15 protein-coding genes are annotated in these 14,429 nt (G+C 73.0%); 6 read left to right on the top strand and 9 right to left on the bottom strand.

All coding sequences use genetic code 11. The features are described from left to right. Positions 1 to 69 precede the first annotated feature (69 nt). Positions 70 to 420, top strand: a complete 351-nt coding sequence (locus ACWCQK_RS15025) for a VOC family protein (RefSeq protein ID WP_451155546.1) — start codon at positions 70 to 72, stop codon at positions 418 to 420. A gap of 86 nt (positions 421 to 506) precedes the next feature. Further along, on the top strand, positions 507 to 896 hold the full coding sequence (locus tag ACWCQK_RS15030) for a MarR family winged helix-turn-helix transcriptional regulator (protein ID WP_451155547.1): 390 nt from the start codon (positions 507 to 509) through the stop codon (positions 894 to 896). Positions 897 to 918: 22 nt separating this feature from the next. On the opposite strand, the gene ACWCQK_RS15035 is transcribed toward ACWCQK_RS15030, so the two are convergent. The 3 genes from ACWCQK_RS15035 to ACWCQK_RS15045 form a co-directional block, all read right to left on the bottom strand. Beyond that, entirely contained in the window at positions 919 to 2,013 is a 1,095-nt protein-coding gene (locus tag ACWCQK_RS15035; protein WP_451155548.1) for a hypothetical protein, read from the bottom strand. Positions 2,014 to 2,111: 98 nt separating this feature from the next. Further along, a complete protein-coding gene (locus ACWCQK_RS15040; protein ID WP_451155549.1) occupies positions 2,112 to 2,519 on the bottom strand; it encodes an SseB family protein in 408 nt (135 codons plus the stop codon). A 108-nt stretch (positions 2,520 to 2,627) separates the two neighbouring features. Further along, entirely contained in the window at positions 2,628 to 3,485 is an 858-nt protein-coding gene (locus tag ACWCQK_RS15045; RefSeq protein ID WP_451155705.1) for a LysR family transcriptional regulator, read from the bottom strand. A 129-nt stretch (positions 3,486 to 3,614) separates the two neighbouring features. Between ACWCQK_RS15045 and ACWCQK_RS15050 the strand changes: the two genes are divergently transcribed. From ACWCQK_RS15050 to ACWCQK_RS15060, 3 genes are all read left to right on the top strand, one after another. Next, a complete protein-coding gene (locus ACWCQK_RS15050) occupies positions 3,615 to 4,493 on the top strand; it encodes an EamA family transporter (RefSeq protein ID WP_451155550.1) in 879 nt (292 codons plus the stop codon). A gap of 115 nt (positions 4,494 to 4,608) precedes the next feature. Beyond that, on the top strand, positions 4,609 to 6,054 hold the full coding sequence (locus tag ACWCQK_RS15055) for a glyceraldehyde-3-phosphate dehydrogenase (protein ID WP_451155551.1): 1,446 nt from the start codon (positions 4,609 to 4,611) through the stop codon (positions 6,052 to 6,054). A 182-nt stretch (positions 6,055 to 6,236) separates the two neighbouring features. Further along, on the top strand, positions 6,237 to 7,451 hold the full coding sequence (locus tag ACWCQK_RS15060) for a GDSL-type esterase/lipase family protein (RefSeq protein ID WP_451155552.1): 1,215 nt from the start codon (positions 6,237 to 6,239) through the stop codon (positions 7,449 to 7,451). Between the two features lie 97 nt (positions 7,452 to 7,548). Here ACWCQK_RS15060 and ACWCQK_RS15065 read toward each other — a convergent pair whose 3' ends face one another. After that, a complete protein-coding gene (locus tag ACWCQK_RS15065; protein WP_451155553.1) occupies positions 7,549 to 7,764 on the bottom strand; it encodes a DUF4177 domain-containing protein in 216 nt (71 codons plus the stop codon). A 212-nt stretch (positions 7,765 to 7,976) separates the two neighbouring features. Between ACWCQK_RS15065 and ACWCQK_RS15070 the strand changes: the two genes are divergently transcribed. After that, the gene (locus ACWCQK_RS15070; protein WP_451155706.1) at positions 7,977 to 8,624 is read left to right on the top strand and encodes a DUF6629 family protein; all 648 of its coding nucleotides are present in this window, start codon (positions 7,977 to 7,979) and stop codon (positions 8,622 to 8,624) included. A 95-nt stretch (positions 8,625 to 8,719) separates the two neighbouring features. Here the strand turns inward: ACWCQK_RS15070 and hypE are convergent, their stop codons facing one another. The 5 genes from hypE to hypB all read right to left on the bottom strand — a co-directional run bounded on the left by hypE (position 8,720) and on the right by hypB (position 14,427). After that, the gene (gene hypE, locus ACWCQK_RS15075; protein WP_451155707.1) at positions 8,720 to 9,709 is read right to left on the bottom strand and encodes a hydrogenase expression/formation protein HypE; all 990 of its coding nucleotides are present in this window, start codon (positions 9,707 to 9,709) and stop codon (positions 8,720 to 8,722) included. A gap of 64 nt (positions 9,710 to 9,773) precedes the next feature. Beyond that, on the bottom strand, positions 9,774 to 10,898 hold the full coding sequence (gene hypD, locus ACWCQK_RS15080; protein WP_451155554.1) for a hydrogenase formation protein HypD: 1,125 nt from the start codon (positions 10,896 to 10,898) through the stop codon (positions 9,774 to 9,776). Continuing rightward, complete coding sequence (locus ACWCQK_RS15085) at positions 10,895 to 11,209, bottom strand: HypC/HybG/HupF family hydrogenase formation chaperone (protein ID WP_451155555.1); 315 nt, start codon at positions 11,207 to 11,209, stop codon at positions 10,895 to 10,897. The genes hypD and ACWCQK_RS15085 overlap by 4 nt, the downstream gene beginning before the upstream one ends. A gap of 39 nt (positions 11,210 to 11,248) precedes the next feature. Beyond that, a complete protein-coding gene (hypF, locus tag ACWCQK_RS15090) occupies positions 11,249 to 13,666 on the bottom strand; it encodes a carbamoyltransferase HypF (protein WP_451155556.1) in 2,418 nt (805 codons plus the stop codon). Further along, the gene (hypB, locus tag ACWCQK_RS15095) at positions 13,663 to 14,427 is read right to left on the bottom strand and encodes a hydrogenase nickel incorporation protein HypB (RefSeq protein ID WP_451155557.1); all 765 of its coding nucleotides are present in this window, start codon (positions 14,425 to 14,427) and stop codon (positions 13,663 to 13,665) included. Before hypB ends, hypF begins: the two co-directional genes overlap by 4 nt. Positions 14,428 to 14,429 lie beyond the last annotated feature (2 nt).

Consider the following 14,429-nt stretch of genomic DNA (forward strand, 5'->3'; position numbering starts at 1 on the left):
GCGCTCCCCCGGCCTAGCGTGGGAAGCACCGACCCAGACGCGTCGGTCCCTGTGACGAAGGAGCACCCCATGACCGCCGGCCTCAAGACGATCATCTACCCGGTCAAGGATCTCGCCCGGTCGAAGGCCTTGTTCAGCGCGCTGCTGGAGACCGAGCCGTACGCGGACGAGCCCTACTACGTCGGTTTCAAGGACGCCGGCCAGGACGTGGGCCTCGATCCGAACGGGCACGCCAAGGGCATGACCGGACCGGTGCCGTACTGGCACGTCTCCGACATCCGGGCCCGGCTGGCGGCCCTGCTGGCGGCGGGGGCCGAGCCGCTGCAGGACGTCCAGGACGTCGGAAACGGTAGGCTGATCGCCTCGGTCAAGGACGTCGACGGGAACCTCGTGGGGCTCATCCAGGACCCGGCGGCCTGAACCGGGACCGACCGCCGGCCGCCGGCCGCTTGCGTGCGCACTAGTTGCACACTCAATGAATGGCCGATTCGGTGTACCGTGCGGGTATGGCAGTGAAGACGCCGGCCGCCCGGCTCGAAGAACGGTGGCGGGACATCCTGTCCGTGCACGCACGCACGATGTGCGAGATCGACCGCGTACTGCACCCCCACGGCCTGGGTGCGAGTGATTTCGAGGTGCTCGACCTCCTCGCCACCGAGGCGCGCGAGGAGGGCGACCACTGCCGGGTGCAGAACATCGCCGGGCGGATCCATCTCAGTCAGAGCGCGCTGTCCCGCCTCATCGGACGGCTGGAAAAGGACGGCCTGGTCGAACGCTCCGTCTGTGTGGAGGACCGGCGGGGCGTCTGGGTCGCCCTCACCCGCAAGGGCCGCGACCTGCACACCGAGGTACGGCCCCTCCAGCGCGCCGCGCTGACACGGATGCTCGACTCCTAGGCCGTTCGCCCCGTCGCCTTCGCTACCCCTCAGCGGGCGCCTGCGGCTGCCGGTCGGCCGGACGCCGGGGTGGGACCGACGCGGCCGGGAAGTCACGGGGTCCGGTCCACGGCGCCGGGACCGCGTCGCAGCGGCGGCACAGCGCGTAGGCGACGGCCTCGTAGTTGACCCGCCAGCCGTGGAAGTGCGGCCAGGCCTGCGCGGGGGTGCGCTGGGCCCGGAACTCGGTGGTCTCCAGCATCGCCACGGCCGACTCGAACTCGGCGAACGTCAGCTGGATCGGGGCGTCCGGAGCCGGATCGGGATCGAAGGGGACACGGACCGCGCGGGCGATGTCCCGCAGCGCGGTGAATCCGGCGCGCAGCACCAGCCGGGCCTCCGTCGGGGCGTTGCGCGGGGTGAGCGCGAGCTGGAGGGCGGCCGCGTCCATCACGGCCACCAGTCCGACCAGCCAGTTGCGGTACGGCCGGGGCGACCGGAAGGCCAGCAGGACCGGATAGGTGGAGTGGCTCTCGCCCATGTCCGCCGCCAGCCGCTCCCAGGACCGGTACAGCTCCGGCAGGGCCGTCTCGGTGTCGACCAGCCACTGCCGGGCCAGGATCTCCGGCCCCCACGCGGGCTCCCCGGCCCGGGACTGGAGCAGGGTGACCTCCAGTTCACGCCGGTTGTAGGCGGCGTACAGCGTGGGCAGGTAGGCGATCTGGAGGGCGATGACGACGGGACCGGTGGCCGCCGCGACGAAGTCGAGGGCGGACAGGCTGCCCCGGGCTCCGCTGGCGAAGCCGAGCGTGAACAGGCTGGACCCGGCCTCCCGGAACGCGGTCTCCCAGGACAGCGGGGACAGCGCGTACAGGAGCATTCCGTAGCCGATCAGGGCACCGCCGAGCCAGGTCGCGAGCATGCCGATCAGCATGAGCGGGGCGAGCCAGGTCTGCGCGCGGTCGATGGCCCGGTAGCCACCGGAGAGCGCGGCCAGGCGCAGCAGCCGCCGCAGGCCCCACCACAGCCGGAAGACCAGCACGGAGTACAGGCCCCGGGGCACCACGAGGGTGCGCACGATACTGCTGAACACGAGAAGGAGGACGAGTCCGCCGGCCACGCCCGGGATCAAGAGCATGCGGTCATTCTGGACCGCGCCCGCCTCGGACCGGCGGCTCGCGTGCGGCCACGGTCACGGCCTGCCCACCCGGCCGGCCGGGTACAGCCTCCGGCCGCTCAGCCGTGCGGCCGGGCCAGCAGGGTGCGTACGCCTTCCGAGGTGAGGGTGAGGGCGTGGGTCCCGGCGGCGTCGATGGTGAGCGACAGGTCGCCGGACGGCCACTGCGCGGCGAGGGCGCCGAGCGGCACCAGGCGGTAGCGCGAGACGAAGGGCAGCAGGTGGGCCATCTCCGGCTCCGAGGTGAACACGGGCACCACCGAGGCGCCGTTCTGCTGTTCGAGGACGGGCAGCGACACGGAGGTGGCGTCGCTCGCCTCCTCCTCCGGGGCGTCGTCGGGCACGGGCACGAGCACGTCGCTGTGGGCGAGCGTGTCCAGCGCGGCCGTGTCCTCGGTGTTGTCGGCCAGCACGGCCAGCGCCCGCTGGGCGGTGCTGCCGGTGTCGTCGTGCGCGGGTGTCTCCATGGTGGATCCCCTGGTAGCGGCGGTCATGGTCCTGCCCCGTCCGGGCGGGACCCGGGCGCGGCTGGGATCGCGTACCCGATACGGACGGGACCATTCCCCGGACCGGGCCTACCGTGCCTCGCGGTAGAGGGCTGTGAGCAACTCGATCGCGTGCTGCGTGGCGGGATGCGGATCGTCCCGCCACCAGGCGAGCCGTACGGCGACGGGTTCGGCGTCGCGCACGGGCCGGTAGACCACGCCGGGCCGCGGGTACTGGTTGGCGGTCGACTCCGCGGTCACGCCGACGCACCGGCCGGTGGCGATCACGGTGAGCCAGTCGTCGACGTCGTGGGTCTCCTCGACGGCCGGGCGCGCGTCGGGCGGCCACAGATCGGGGGTGGTGGTGCCGGTGCGCCGGTCCACCAGCAGCGTCCGTCCGCCGAGTTCGGCGAGCCGCACCGAGCGGCGCCGGGCCAGCGGGTCGTCGGTGGCCAGGGCGCACAGGCGACGCTCCAGCCCGACGATCGCCGAGTCGAACCGCCGGTCGCCGGGCGGTCTGCGCACCACCGCGAGGTCGCAGCCGCCCTCCGCCAGACCGGCCGTGCCCGAGTTGGCGCGGACGAGGTGCAGTTCGGTCTCGGGACGGGTGTCGCGCCAACGGCGCTGGAAGGCCAGGGTGTGCCGTCCGAGGGCCGCCCAGGCGTACCCGACGCGCAGCCGGGTGTGGCCCGACGTGGCCTCCCGGACCAGGTCGTCGACCTCGGCGAGCACCCGCCGGGCGTGCGCGAGGACCCGCAGTCCGGTCCCGGTCGGCGTCACCTCGCGGGAGGTGCGCCTGAGCAGCCGGGTGCCCAGGGCGCGTTCGAGCGAGGCGAGGGTGCGGGAGGCGGCCGCCTGGGAGACGCCGAGCGCGATGGCGGCGTCCGTGAACGTGCCCTCGTCGACGATGGCGACGAGACAGCGCAGCTGCCGCAGTTCCACGTCCATGACTCTCGCGCCCATGACCCTCGCGCCCATGGCCCTCGCATCGATGACTCTCGCATCCATGACCGAAGCGTATAGATGGACCGCCGCATGCATTTTCCGTAAGGACGTGGGCCGCCGCACGATCGGGGCATGCGATCAGCTCCCGCACGTCCGTCGGTGCCGGTGGTCCACGCCGAGAGGGCCTCCCTGGCCGGCGTGGGCACCATGGTCGGCAGCGGCCTGTCCAACCAGGTCGGTGCCGCGGTCGGCTCGCTCGCGTTCCCGGTGCTGGGTCCGGTCGGGGTCGTCGCGGTCCGCCAGTACGTCGCCGCGATCGTCCTGCTGGCCGTGGCGCGGCCCCGGCTGCGCGACTTCACCCGGGAGCAGTGGTCGCCCGTACTGCTGCTCGCCCTGGTGTTCGCGACGATGAACGTGTCCCTGTACACCGCCATCGACCGCGTCGGCCTGGGTCTCGCGGTGACGCTGGAGTTCCTGGGCCCGCTGAGCATCGCGCTGGCCGCGGCACGGCGGCGCGTGGACGCGTGCTGTGCGGTGATCGGCGCGGCGGGCGTCGTCGTCCTGCTGCGGCCGCGGCCCTCCGCGGACTATCCCGGGATGGGCCTCGGCCTGCTCGCCGCGCTCTGCTGGGCGTCGTACATCCTCCTCAACCGCACCGTGGGCCGCCGGCTCCCGGGAGCGCAGGGGTCGGCGGCCGCCGCGGGGGTCTCCGCCCTGGCGTTCCTGCCCGTCGGGCTGGTCGTCGCCCTGACGCGTCCGCCGACCATGGGCGCCGCGGGGTGCGCGGTGGTGGCGGGCCTGCTGTCGTCCGCGGTGCCGTATCTCGCCGACCTGTTCACCCTGCGCCGGGTGTCCGCGCAGGCCTTCGGGCTGTTCATGAGCGTCAACCCGGTGCTGGCGGCGCTGGTCGGCCGGGTCGTCCTGGGCCAGGAGCTGGGCCGGGTGGAGCTGGCCGGCATCGGGGCCGTGGTCGCCGCCAACGCGGTCAGCATGCTCACCCGGCGCCGCTGACCTGCGATTCTCCGCCTCCGGTCCCGGCCGTCGCGGTCGCTCCCGCGACCCTCCTCGGGGCCTGGATCCGCCACGGGTTAACATCTGAGCACCGCCTAGCTCGAAAGATGAACCTGTGACTGTCAACGAGGACTCGTTCACCAACTGGAAGACCCGCGAGGAGATCGCGGAGTCCATGATCCCGATGATCGGGAAGCTGCACAGGGAGCGGGACGTCACCGTTCTGCTGCACAGCCGTTCGTTGGTGAACAAGTCGGTGGTCAGCATCCTCAAGACCCACCGATTCGCCCGGCAGATAGCCGGTGAGGAGCTCTCGGTCACCGAGACGCTGCCGTTCCTCCAGGCCCTGACCGTGCTCGATCTCGGCCCTTCGCAGATCGACATCGGCATGCTCGCCGCGACCTACCGCACCGACGACCGCGGTCTGTCGGTGGCGGAGTTCACCTCCGAGGCCGTCGCCGGCGCCACCGGCGGCAACAAGATCGAGCGCCGTGAACCGCGTGACGTCGTCCTCTACGGCTTCGGACGCATCGGCCGCCTCGTCGCCCGTCTGCTGATCGAGAAGTCCGGCTCCGGCAACGGTCTGCGGCTGCGCGCCATCGTCGTGCGCCGGGGCGGTGAGCAGGACATCGTCAAGCGCGCCTCGCTGCTGCGCCGCGACTCCATCCACGGCCAGTTCCAGGGCACGATCACCGTCGACGAGACGAACAGCACGATCGTGGCCAACGGCAACGAGATCAAGGTGATCTACGCGGGCGACCCCTCGGAGGTCGACTACACGGCGTACGGCATCAGGGACGCCATCCTCATCGACAACACCGGCAAGTGGCGTGACCGCGAAGGCCTGTCCCAGCACCTGCGTCCCGGGATCGACAAGGTGGTCCTCACCGCGCCCGGCAAGGGCGACGTCCCCAACATCGTGCACGGCGTCAACCACGACACGATCAAGCCGGACGAGCAGATCCTGTCCTGCGCGTCCTGCACCACGAACGCGATCGTCCCGCCGCTGAAGGCGATGGCGGACGAGTACGGCGTGCTGCGCGGCCACGTGGAGACCGTCCACTCGTTCACCAACGACCAGAACCTGCTGGACAATTACCACAGTTCCGACCGCCGGGGCCGCTCCGCGCCGCTCAACATGGTCATCACCGAGACGGGTGCCGCCTCCGCCGTCGCCAAGGCGCTGCCCGACCTCAAGGCGCCGATCACCGGCAGCTCGATCCGGGTCCCGGTGCCGGACGTCTCGATCGCGATCCTCAGTCTGCGGCTCGGCCGCGAGACCACCCGCGAGGAGGTCCTCGACCACCTGCGCGAGGTGTCGCTGACGTCGCCGCTCAAGCGCCAGATCGACTTCACCACCGCACCCGACGCGGTGTCGAGCGACTTCATCGGCTCCCGCCACGCGTCGATCATCGACGCCGGTCCCACCAAGGTCGACGGCGACAACGCGATCCTCTACCTCTGGTACGACAACGAGTTCGGCTACTCCTGCCAGGTCATCCGGGTCGTCCAGCACGTCTCCGGCGTGGAGTACCCGACCTACCCGGCCCCGGCCGTCTGACGCACCCGGCCCGCCCGGTCCGCACGTACGGGGACCGGGCGGAGGCGGAGGCCGGTCCGGCCGGCGCGCGGGTCGGCCGGCTCGTGGGTCCGCCGGAACGCAGGTCGCCCGTGGGTCCGCCGGAACGCGGGTCCGCCGGAACGCATTTGCGGTATCCCGTGCCCGGTTGACACGCTGCGATCATGACCTCCGAGTTCGACGACGTCCCCGGCTCCGCCACGCCGAGCCGGGCGACGGACTGGATCAGTACGCCCATCACCGCGGACCTCGTGCGTGGCGCCCTCGAACTGGAGCGCACCGAACTGGGTCTGCTGCCGCACCGGCTGCCCGCCCGGGCCCGCGCGCAGTCCTCCGACCCGCAACTGGCCATGGCGGAGGCCCAGCCGTCCGGAGTACGGCTGGTCTTCCGCACCCGGGCCACCGCCGTCGAACTGGACGTGCTGCCCACCAAGATGTCCTATCCGGGCCTCCCGTCCCATCCCCACGGCGTGTACGACCTGCTGGTCGACGGCCGTCTCGTCCACCGGGCCGTGGCGACCGGCGGGAACCTTCTGATCGTGGATATGACCAAGGGGACCAGGCAGACGCGGCCCGGCCCGGTCGGCAGCGTCCGGTTCGGGGCCCTGCCCGCCGACGCCAAGGACGTCGAGATCTGGCTGCCGTACACGGAGATCACCGAGTTGGTCGGCCTGCGCACCGACGCCCCCGTCGAGGCGGTGCCGGACCGGGGCCGCAAGGTGTGGCTGCATCACGGCAGTTCGATCAGCCACGGCTCCAACGCCGAGAGCGCGAGCACCACTTGGCCGGCGGTGGCCGCCTCCCTCGGCGGGGTGGAGCTGGTCAACCTGGGCCTCGGCGGCAGCGCCCTGCTCGATCCGTTCACCGCCCGCGCCCTGCGCGACACCCCTGCCGACCTGATCAGTGTCAAGATCGGCATCAACCTGGTGAACACCGATCTGATGCGGCTGCGCGCCTTCGCGCCGGCGGTCCACGGCTTCCTCGACACCATCCGCGAGGGGCATCCGACCACTCCCCTGCTGGTGATCTCGCCGCTGTACTGTCCCCTCCACGAGGACACTCCGGGTCCCACCGTCCCCGACTTCGTGGACGGGAACGTGTCGTTCGTCGCCGCGGGCGACCCCGCCGAGCGCGCCGCCGGGAAGCTGACGCTCCAGGTCATCCGGGAGGAACTCGCCCGGATCACCGCCGACCGGGCGGCCGGCGATCCCCGTCTGCGCCATCTCGACGGCCGTGAACTGTACGGCGAGGCGGACTTCGCCGAACTGCCGTTGCCCGACCGGCTCCATCCGGACCCGGCCGCCCACGTGCGGATCGGCGAACGCTTCGCCGGGCTGGCCTTCGACGCCGCCGGCCCGTTCGGCGAAGCGGGCGCCTGAACGGGCCCCGGGGCGGGACCGCGGCCGCCGAGTCAGCGGTCGCGGCCCGCACCAGGGGCCTGGTCCCGGAGGCGTCGGTTCGGCCTCCGGGGGGCGACTACCGGCGCGGACGCTCGAAGGTCAGCAGCAGTCCCTCGACGGCTCCGGGACCTATCCGGCCCTTGACGTCGGCGGAGGTGATCGCCTTCAGGCCCCACCCGTCCTCGGCGTGCTTGTTCAAGACCTTCTCCAGCTTGTCGCTGTCCAGCGCGTCGCCGATGAGCGACTCCCGGAAGGTGACGACCTTGTACTCGTAGCTGTAGGGGCTGCTCATGGTGGCGAAGTCCTCCTGCGGTCGGGCCGAATGGTGGTGTGGTGACCGGGGCCAGCCAATCATCCTCGGCGGCGCCGGACACCGACGGCCCCACCGCGCGGGACATCATCCGGTGATCCGACTGTCGTGTCACCGGGACGGCCGACGGGCGAAGACGTAGCGTTGCCCGCGGTGCGGAGGACGGAACCGACGGTGAATCCCTTGGTGGCGTGATGTGTTGGAGTGCGACGGCCGATCTCGTCGTGGGCGCCGGTGTCACGGCGGTCGGCGCGGCCTGTGTGGCGCGGGTGCGCGAGCCCCGGGATCTGCTGCTGGCCGGGCTGCCGTTGCTGCTCGGCGCCCATCAGATCACCGAGTCGCTGGTCTGGGACGCGGGCGGGGGCGGCGGGCCCGCCACCGTCGTCTGGGCCGTCATCGCCCTGCCCCTGCTGGCGCTGTGGGTGCCGGCGGGGGTGATGTGCGCCGCTCCGCCGCACGCCCGCCGCCGGCTGCTCCTCCCGCTCGCCGCCGGAACCGCGACCGCCGCGGTGCTGGCACACGCCGTGGCCACCGGCCCGGTGACGGCCGAGATCCGCGGTCATACGGTCGGCTACGTCCTCGGCCTCTCCCACGCGTCGCTGCTCGTCCCGGGCTATCTCCTGGCCACCGTGGGCTCGCTGCTGCTGTCCGGTGACCGACGGCTGCTGGTGCTGGGGATCCTGGTCGCGGTGGGCGCGGCGGTCTGCTGGACCGTGTGGCGGATGGAGTTCGTCTCGACCTGGTGCGCGCTCGCGGCCGTGTGCTCGGTGGTGCTGTTCGGCTGGGTACGCGCGCGCCGGGCCGCCGCGGCGCCGCTGCCCGGGCCGTTCGCGGGAGTCTGACCCCTCACCCGTCCCACCCCCACCGCCCTGCGCCGACCGAGGCGACGGGGGTGGTCGGCGTCCGGGCTCCCGCGCGACGGGAGCCCGGTCCGTCGTCAGCAGATCCTGGGCAGTTGTTCCCCGAGCGGCAGGTCGACCACGCGCGTGCCGCCCAGCCCGGTACGGGCCACCACCATGCCCGGGTGCTCCTCGACCGCCTCGCCGATGATCACGGCGTCCGCGCCCAGCGGGTGGGCGCGCATCGCCGCCAGGACCGCGTCGGCGTGCTCACGCGGCACGAAGGCCACCAACTTGCCCTCGTTGGCGACATACATGGGGTCCAGCCCCAGGATGGCGCACGCGTTGGCCACGGTCGGCGGGACGGGCAGGTCCCGCTCCCGGACGACGACGCCCGCGCCGGAGGCCGCCGCGATCTCGTTGAGCGCCGCCGCCAGACCGCCGCGGGTGGGATCCCGCAGCACGTGCAGATCCGGAGTGACCGCGAGCATGGCGTCGACGAGCCCGCCGAGCGCCGCGCAGTCGCTCTCCAGCTCCACTCCGAACTCCAGGTGCTCACGGACGCTCAGGATCGCCACGCCGTGGACGCCGATCCCCCCGCTGACGATCACGACGTCGCCGGGGACGACCCGCTGCGGCCGCAGGTCGACGCCCTCCGGGATGAGCCCGATCCCCGCGGTGTTGATGAAGATCCCGTCGCCGTGACCGGCCTCCACCACCTTGGTGTCGCCGGTCGCCACCTCGACCCGGGCGGCCCGCGCCGCGGCGCCGAGCGCCTTGGCCACCCGGTCGACGACGTCCAGTTCGACGCCCTCCTCCAGGATGAACCCGCAGGACAGGTAGGCCGCGCGGGCACCGCTCATGGCGAGGTCGTTGACGGTGCCGTTGACGGCCAGGTCGCCGATGCTGCCGCCGGGGAAGAACAGCGGTCGCACCACGAAGGTGTCGGTGGAGAACGCCAGCCGTACGCCGCCCAGGGTGAGGGCCGCGGCGTCGCCCATCCCGGCGAGCGCCTCGCCCCCGTAGGCGGGCGCGAAGATGTCCCGCACGAGCTCGGCGGAGAGTGCCCCGCCGCCGCCGTGGCCCATGACGACCCGGGGCCGGTCCCGCAGCGGAGCCGGACAGGACCAGGCCGCGGGGTCGAGGGTGATCTCAGACAACGGGGCTCGCCTCCCGGGGCGCGGTGGGGATGTCCAGTCGCCGGTAGAGGTAGTACGCGGCGCAGGCGCCCTCGCTGGAGACCATGGTGGCGCCGAGCGGGGTGCGGGGGGTGCAGAGGGTGCCGAACGCCGCGCACTCGTGCGGCTTGAGCAGGCCCTGGAGGACCTCGCCGCTGCGGCACTCCTCCGGTTCGCGGGTGCGGATGCCGGTGACGGAGAAGCGGTGCTCGGCGTCGTAGGCCCGGTACTTCGGGGACAGCCGCCAGCCGCTGTCGGGGATGACGCCGATGCCGCGCCAGGCGCGGTCGGTGACCTCGAAGACGTCCTCCAGCATGGCCTGGGCGGCGGGGTTGCCCTCCGGGCGGACGGCACGGGCGTAGGCGTTGTCGACGGTGTGCTCGCCGCGTTCGAGCTGGCGGACGGTCCGGCGGACGCCCTCCAGGATGTCCAGCGGCTCGAATCCGGTGACGACGATCGGCACCCGGTGGCGTTCGGCCAGTTCCGGATACTCCCGCACGCCCATCACGCTGCACACATGGCCGGCCGCCAGGAAGCCCTGGACCCGGCAGCTCGGGGACGTCATGATCGCCTCGATGGCCGGGGGCACCCGGACATGGGACACCAGCAGGCTGAAGTTGCGGATGCCGAGCTTGCGGGCCTGGTACACCGTCATGGCGTTGGGCGGCGCGGTGGTCTCGAAGCCGATGCCGAAGAACACCACCTCGCGGTCCGGGTTCTGCTGGGCGACCCGCAGGGCGTCGAGGGGCGAGTAGACGACGCGTACGTCGCCGCCCTCGCCGCGCACCTGGAACAGGTCCCGGCCGGTTCCGGGCACCCGCAGCATGTCGCCGAAGGAGCAGAAGATCACCCCGGGCCGGGAGGCGATCTCCAGTGCCTTGTCGATGACCTCCAGCGGGGTCACGCAGACGGGACAGCCCGGGCCGTGGATCAGTTCGACCTGGTCCGGCAGGAGTTGGTCGATGCCGTGGCGGATGATGGTGTGGGTCTGTCCGCCGCACACCTCCATCAGGGCCCAGGGCCTGGTCACCGTGGCGTGGATGTCGTCGAGGAGCCGGCGGGCCAGCTCCGGGTCCTGGAACTCGTCGATGTACTTCACTTGGACGCCTCCTCTACGGCGTTCCCGGCCATGGGCGGGGCGGCTCCGCCCGCGGCGGCCTCCCAGGGGTCGCCGAACTCCTCCTGCAGCATGCCGAGGGTGGCGAAGAGCTCCAGCGTCCGCTTCGCCGACTCCTCGTCCAGCCGTTGCAGGGCGAACCCGACATGGACGATGGCGTACTCACCGACCTGGAGGTCGGGCAGGTACTCCAGGCACACCTCCTTGACCACGCCGCCGAAGTCGACGTTGGCCATCCGGGTACCGTCACGTTCCTCGATGTCCAGCACTCGGCCGGGTACCGCCAGGCACATGGGCCTCTCCTCGCTGTGGGTCGTGTGCGTCGCCCGGTGCTACCGGGGCGGTTGTCGGTCGGCGCCCTCCGGCCGGGCCCCGGTGCGGGCGGCCACCACCAGCTGGCCGAGGGCGAGTCCGCCGTCGTTGGGCGGGACCAGGCGGTGGCGCAGGACGGTGAACCCGTCCGCGCGCAGCGCCGTGGCGCAGGCCGAGGAGAGCAGGGTGTTGGCGAACACCCCGCCGCTGAGGGCGACCGTGTCCAGCCCGTGCCGCTCACGGGCCAGGACACACATCGCGTGGACCAGGGCGCTGACGGCCCGGTGGAAGCGGGCGGCGACGAGGTCCGGGGGCGTGCCCGCCCGCAGGTCCTCGACGATCCGCGCGAGGACGGGCGCCGGGTCGGCCCGTACGGGGCCGTCGCCGTCCGGTTCGGGAGGCCGCAGGTCGAACGCGTAGGCGGTGGTGCCGGTGTCCTGTGCCGCGCGCAGGGCCGCGGCCTCCAGCTCGACGGCGGCCTGGGCCTCGTATCCGGCCCGGTGGCAGACGCCCACGAGCGACGACACGGCGTCGAAGAGCCGTCCCATGCTGGAGGTGGGGACGCAGTTGAGCCCGCGTGCCAACTGCGTACGCAGCACCCGGCGTTCGTCCGCCGGGCAGGCCGTGACGCAGGCCAGGTCGTCCGACCAGTCGACACCGGCCGCGCTCAGGTGCGCGAGCGCCATGCGGTACGGCCGGCGTACGGCGGTGTCGCCACCGGGCAGCGGGACGTACGCGAGCTGCCCGAACCGGGTGAAGCCGTCGTAGTCCGCGAGCAGGATCTCCCCGCCCCACACCGCGCCGTCGTCCCCGTGGCCGGTGCCGTCGAAGGCGACGCCGATCACCGGACGGCCGCCGTCCAGCCCGTGTTCGGCCATGGCCGAGGCGACATGGGCGTGGTGGTGCTGGACGCGGACGACGGTCCGCCCGTCCGCGTTGCGGTCGGCCCACCCGGCGGAGCGGTAGCCGGGATGCCGGTCGGCCGCCAGCAGTTCGGGCCGTACCCCGGTGATCGACTCCAGGTGTGCCGCGGCGCGCTCGAAGGCCCGCTGGGTGCTCAGTTCGTCCATGTCGCCGATGTGCGCGGACAGCCACGCCCGGCGTCCTTCCCCGACGCAGAACGCGTTCTTCAGGTCCCCGCCGACGGCGAGCGCGGCCCGCACCGGCACCGGGAGCGACACGGGAAGCGGCGCGTAGCCCCGGGCGCGCCGGATCACGAGGGGCTCCTGGTCGCAGATGCGTACGACGGAGTCGTCGCACGGCACGCGGATCGGCCGGTCGTGGGCGAGCCAGGCGTCGGCCAGGTGCGCCAGCCGCCGCAGCGCCTCGCCGTCGTCGGTGACGATCGGCTCACCGGCCACGTTGCCGCTGGTCATGACCAGCAGCCGGGGCCCGTCGGGGTCGCCGGGCAGTCCGAGCAGCAGATGGTGCACGGGCGTGTACGGCAGCATCACACCGAGGTCCGGGCTGCCGGGCGCGACGTCCGCGGCCGGGCACGGAGCCTGCGACCGCGCTGCCGGGCCGGTGCGGCGGCGCAGCAGCACGATGGGCCGGGTGCCGCTCTCCAGCAGGGCGAGCTCCTCGGGACCGACGCGGACGAGGTGGCGGACGTCGTCCACGCTCCTGGCCATGACGGCGAACGGTTTGTCGCCGCGGGCCTTGCGGCGGCGCAGCAGCGCGACGGCGTCGGGATTCGAGGCGTCGCAGGCGAGGTGGTAGCCGCCCAGTCCCTTGACCGCGAGGACGGCGCCCGCCGCCAGCAGCGCGCGGGCGCCGGCCACCGGGTCCGTCCCGGCGTCGGGCGCCGCCCGCCCGCCGGGAGCCGGTCGCGGGACGAACAGCCGCAGCCGCGGACCGCAGGCGGGACACGCGACCGGCTGGGCGTGGAAGCGGCGGTCGGCCGGATCCGCGTACTCCCGGGCGCAGTCGGAGCACATCGCGAAGCCCGCCATGGTGGTGTGCGCCCGGTCGTACGGCACACCGGTGACGATCGTGAAGCGTGGTCCGCAGTGGGTGCAGTTGACGAACGGGTGGCGGTGGCGGCGGTCGGCCGGGTCCGCCAGTTCGCGCAGGCAGTCGGCGCAGGTGGCCGTGTCCGGTGAGACCAGGGTGCGGGCGGGGCCGCCGGTGTGGGAGGCCAGGATGGTGAACGCGGTGCCGCCCGCGACGGGTACCTCCCGGTGCTCGACGGACTCGACCCGGGCCAGCGGTGGCGCCTCACCGGCGATCCGCTCGCAGAACCGGGCGACCGCCGTGGGCGCTCCCTCGATCTCGGCGACGACGCCCTCAGGGGTGTTGGTCACATGGCCGGACAGGTCGAGGCCGGTGGCGAGGCCGTAGAGGTAGGGCCGGAAGCCGACGCCCTGGACCACGCCCCGGACGGTGACGCGGCGGCGCTGCGGCGGGCCGCCGGCCACCGCGGGCGGAGCGGTGCTCACGGGTGGGTGTGGGCCACGGCGCCGGCGTGCGGGTGGGAGTGAGGATGCGGGTGCGTGTGCTGATGGGCGTCCGCCGTGCGGGCCATGACGGGCCGGTGGACCGGCGCGCCCTCCGCTGCCGCCAGTGCCCGGTCGAGCAGCGCGCCCACGCCCCGGCCGCGCCGGGCGGAGGTCAGCACCACCTCGACTCCCGGGTTGACCTGCTCGACGTGCGCGCGGAAGGCCGCCTCGTCGAACTCGACGGCCTCGGCGATGTCGGTCTTGGTGACCAGCACCAGGTGGGCGAGTCCGAAGGCGGTGGGGTATTTCAGCGGCTTGTCCTCGCCCTCGGTGACCGAGGCGAGGACGACGCGCAGGGTCTCGCCGAGGTCGTAGGTGGCGGGGCAGACGAGGTTGCCGACGTTCTCCACGAACAGCAGCCGGGTGTCGTCGGGCAGCCATCCGCGAAGGTGCCCGGCGAGCATCTCGGACTCCAGGTGGCACAGACCGTCGGTGAGGATCTGCTTGACCGGGACGCCCGAACGCGCGAGCCGCGTCGCGTCGTTCTCGGTGGCGAGGTCCGCGGTCAGCGCCGCGACGGGCACCGACCGTCGGCGCGCCAGCAGCAGTTCGCTCTCCAGCAGCGCGGTCTTGCCGCTGCCGGGGCTGGAGAGGATGTTGACGACGGCGGTCCGGCGCGCGGCCATCTCCGCGCGCAGGGTCTGCGCGCCCGCGTCGTTCTTGGCGAGTACGGCCTGTTGCAGGTCGACCACACGGCACATGG

The sequence above is a fragment of the Streptomyces sp. NPDC002306 genome (genome assembly GCF_053593435.1).

Bases quoted from the DNA above. Each gene is read 5' to 3' on its own strand.
- ACWCQK_RS15030 (WP_451155547.1), top strand. From the start codon at position 507: ATGGCAGTGAAGACGCCGGCCGCCCGGCTCGAAGAACGGTGGCGGGAC.
- ACWCQK_RS15045 (WP_451155705.1), bottom strand. From the start codon at position 3,485: ATGGACGTGGAACTGCGGCAGCTGCGCTGTCTCGTCGCCATCGTCGAC.
- ACWCQK_RS15060 (WP_451155552.1), top strand. From the start codon at position 6,237: ATGACCTCCGAGTTCGACGACGTCCCCGGCTCCGCCACGCCGAGCCGG.
- ACWCQK_RS15035 (WP_451155548.1), bottom strand. From the start codon at position 2,013: ATGCTCTTGATCCCGGGCGTGGCCGGCGGACTCGTCCTCCTTCTCGTG.
- hypB (WP_451155557.1), bottom strand. From the start codon at position 14,427: ATGTGCCGTGTGGTCGACCTGCAACAGGCCGTACTCGCCAAGAACGAC.
- ACWCQK_RS15050 (WP_451155550.1), top strand. From the start codon at position 3,615: ATGCGATCAGCTCCCGCACGTCCGTCGGTGCCGGTGGTCCACGCCGAG.
- ACWCQK_RS15025 (WP_451155546.1), top strand. From the start codon at position 70: ATGACCGCCGGCCTCAAGACGATCATCTACCCGGTCAAGGATCTCGCC.
- ACWCQK_RS15040 (WP_451155549.1), bottom strand. From the start codon at position 2,519: ATGGAGACACCCGCGCACGACGACACCGGCAGCACCGCCCAGCGGGCG.
- hypE (WP_451155707.1), bottom strand. From the start codon at position 9,709: ATGGGCCACGGCGGCGGCGGGGCACTCTCCGCCGAGCTCGTGCGGGAC.
- ACWCQK_RS15085 (WP_451155555.1), bottom strand. From the start codon at position 11,209: ATGTGCCTGGCGGTACCCGGCCGAGTGCTGGACATCGAGGAACGTGAC.
- ACWCQK_RS15070 (WP_451155706.1), top strand. From the start codon at position 7,977: ATGTGTTGGAGTGCGACGGCCGATCTCGTCGTGGGCGCCGGTGTCACG.
- ACWCQK_RS15065 (WP_451155553.1), bottom strand. From the start codon at position 7,764: ATGAGCAGCCCCTACAGCTACGAGTACAAGGTCGTCACCTTCCGGGAG.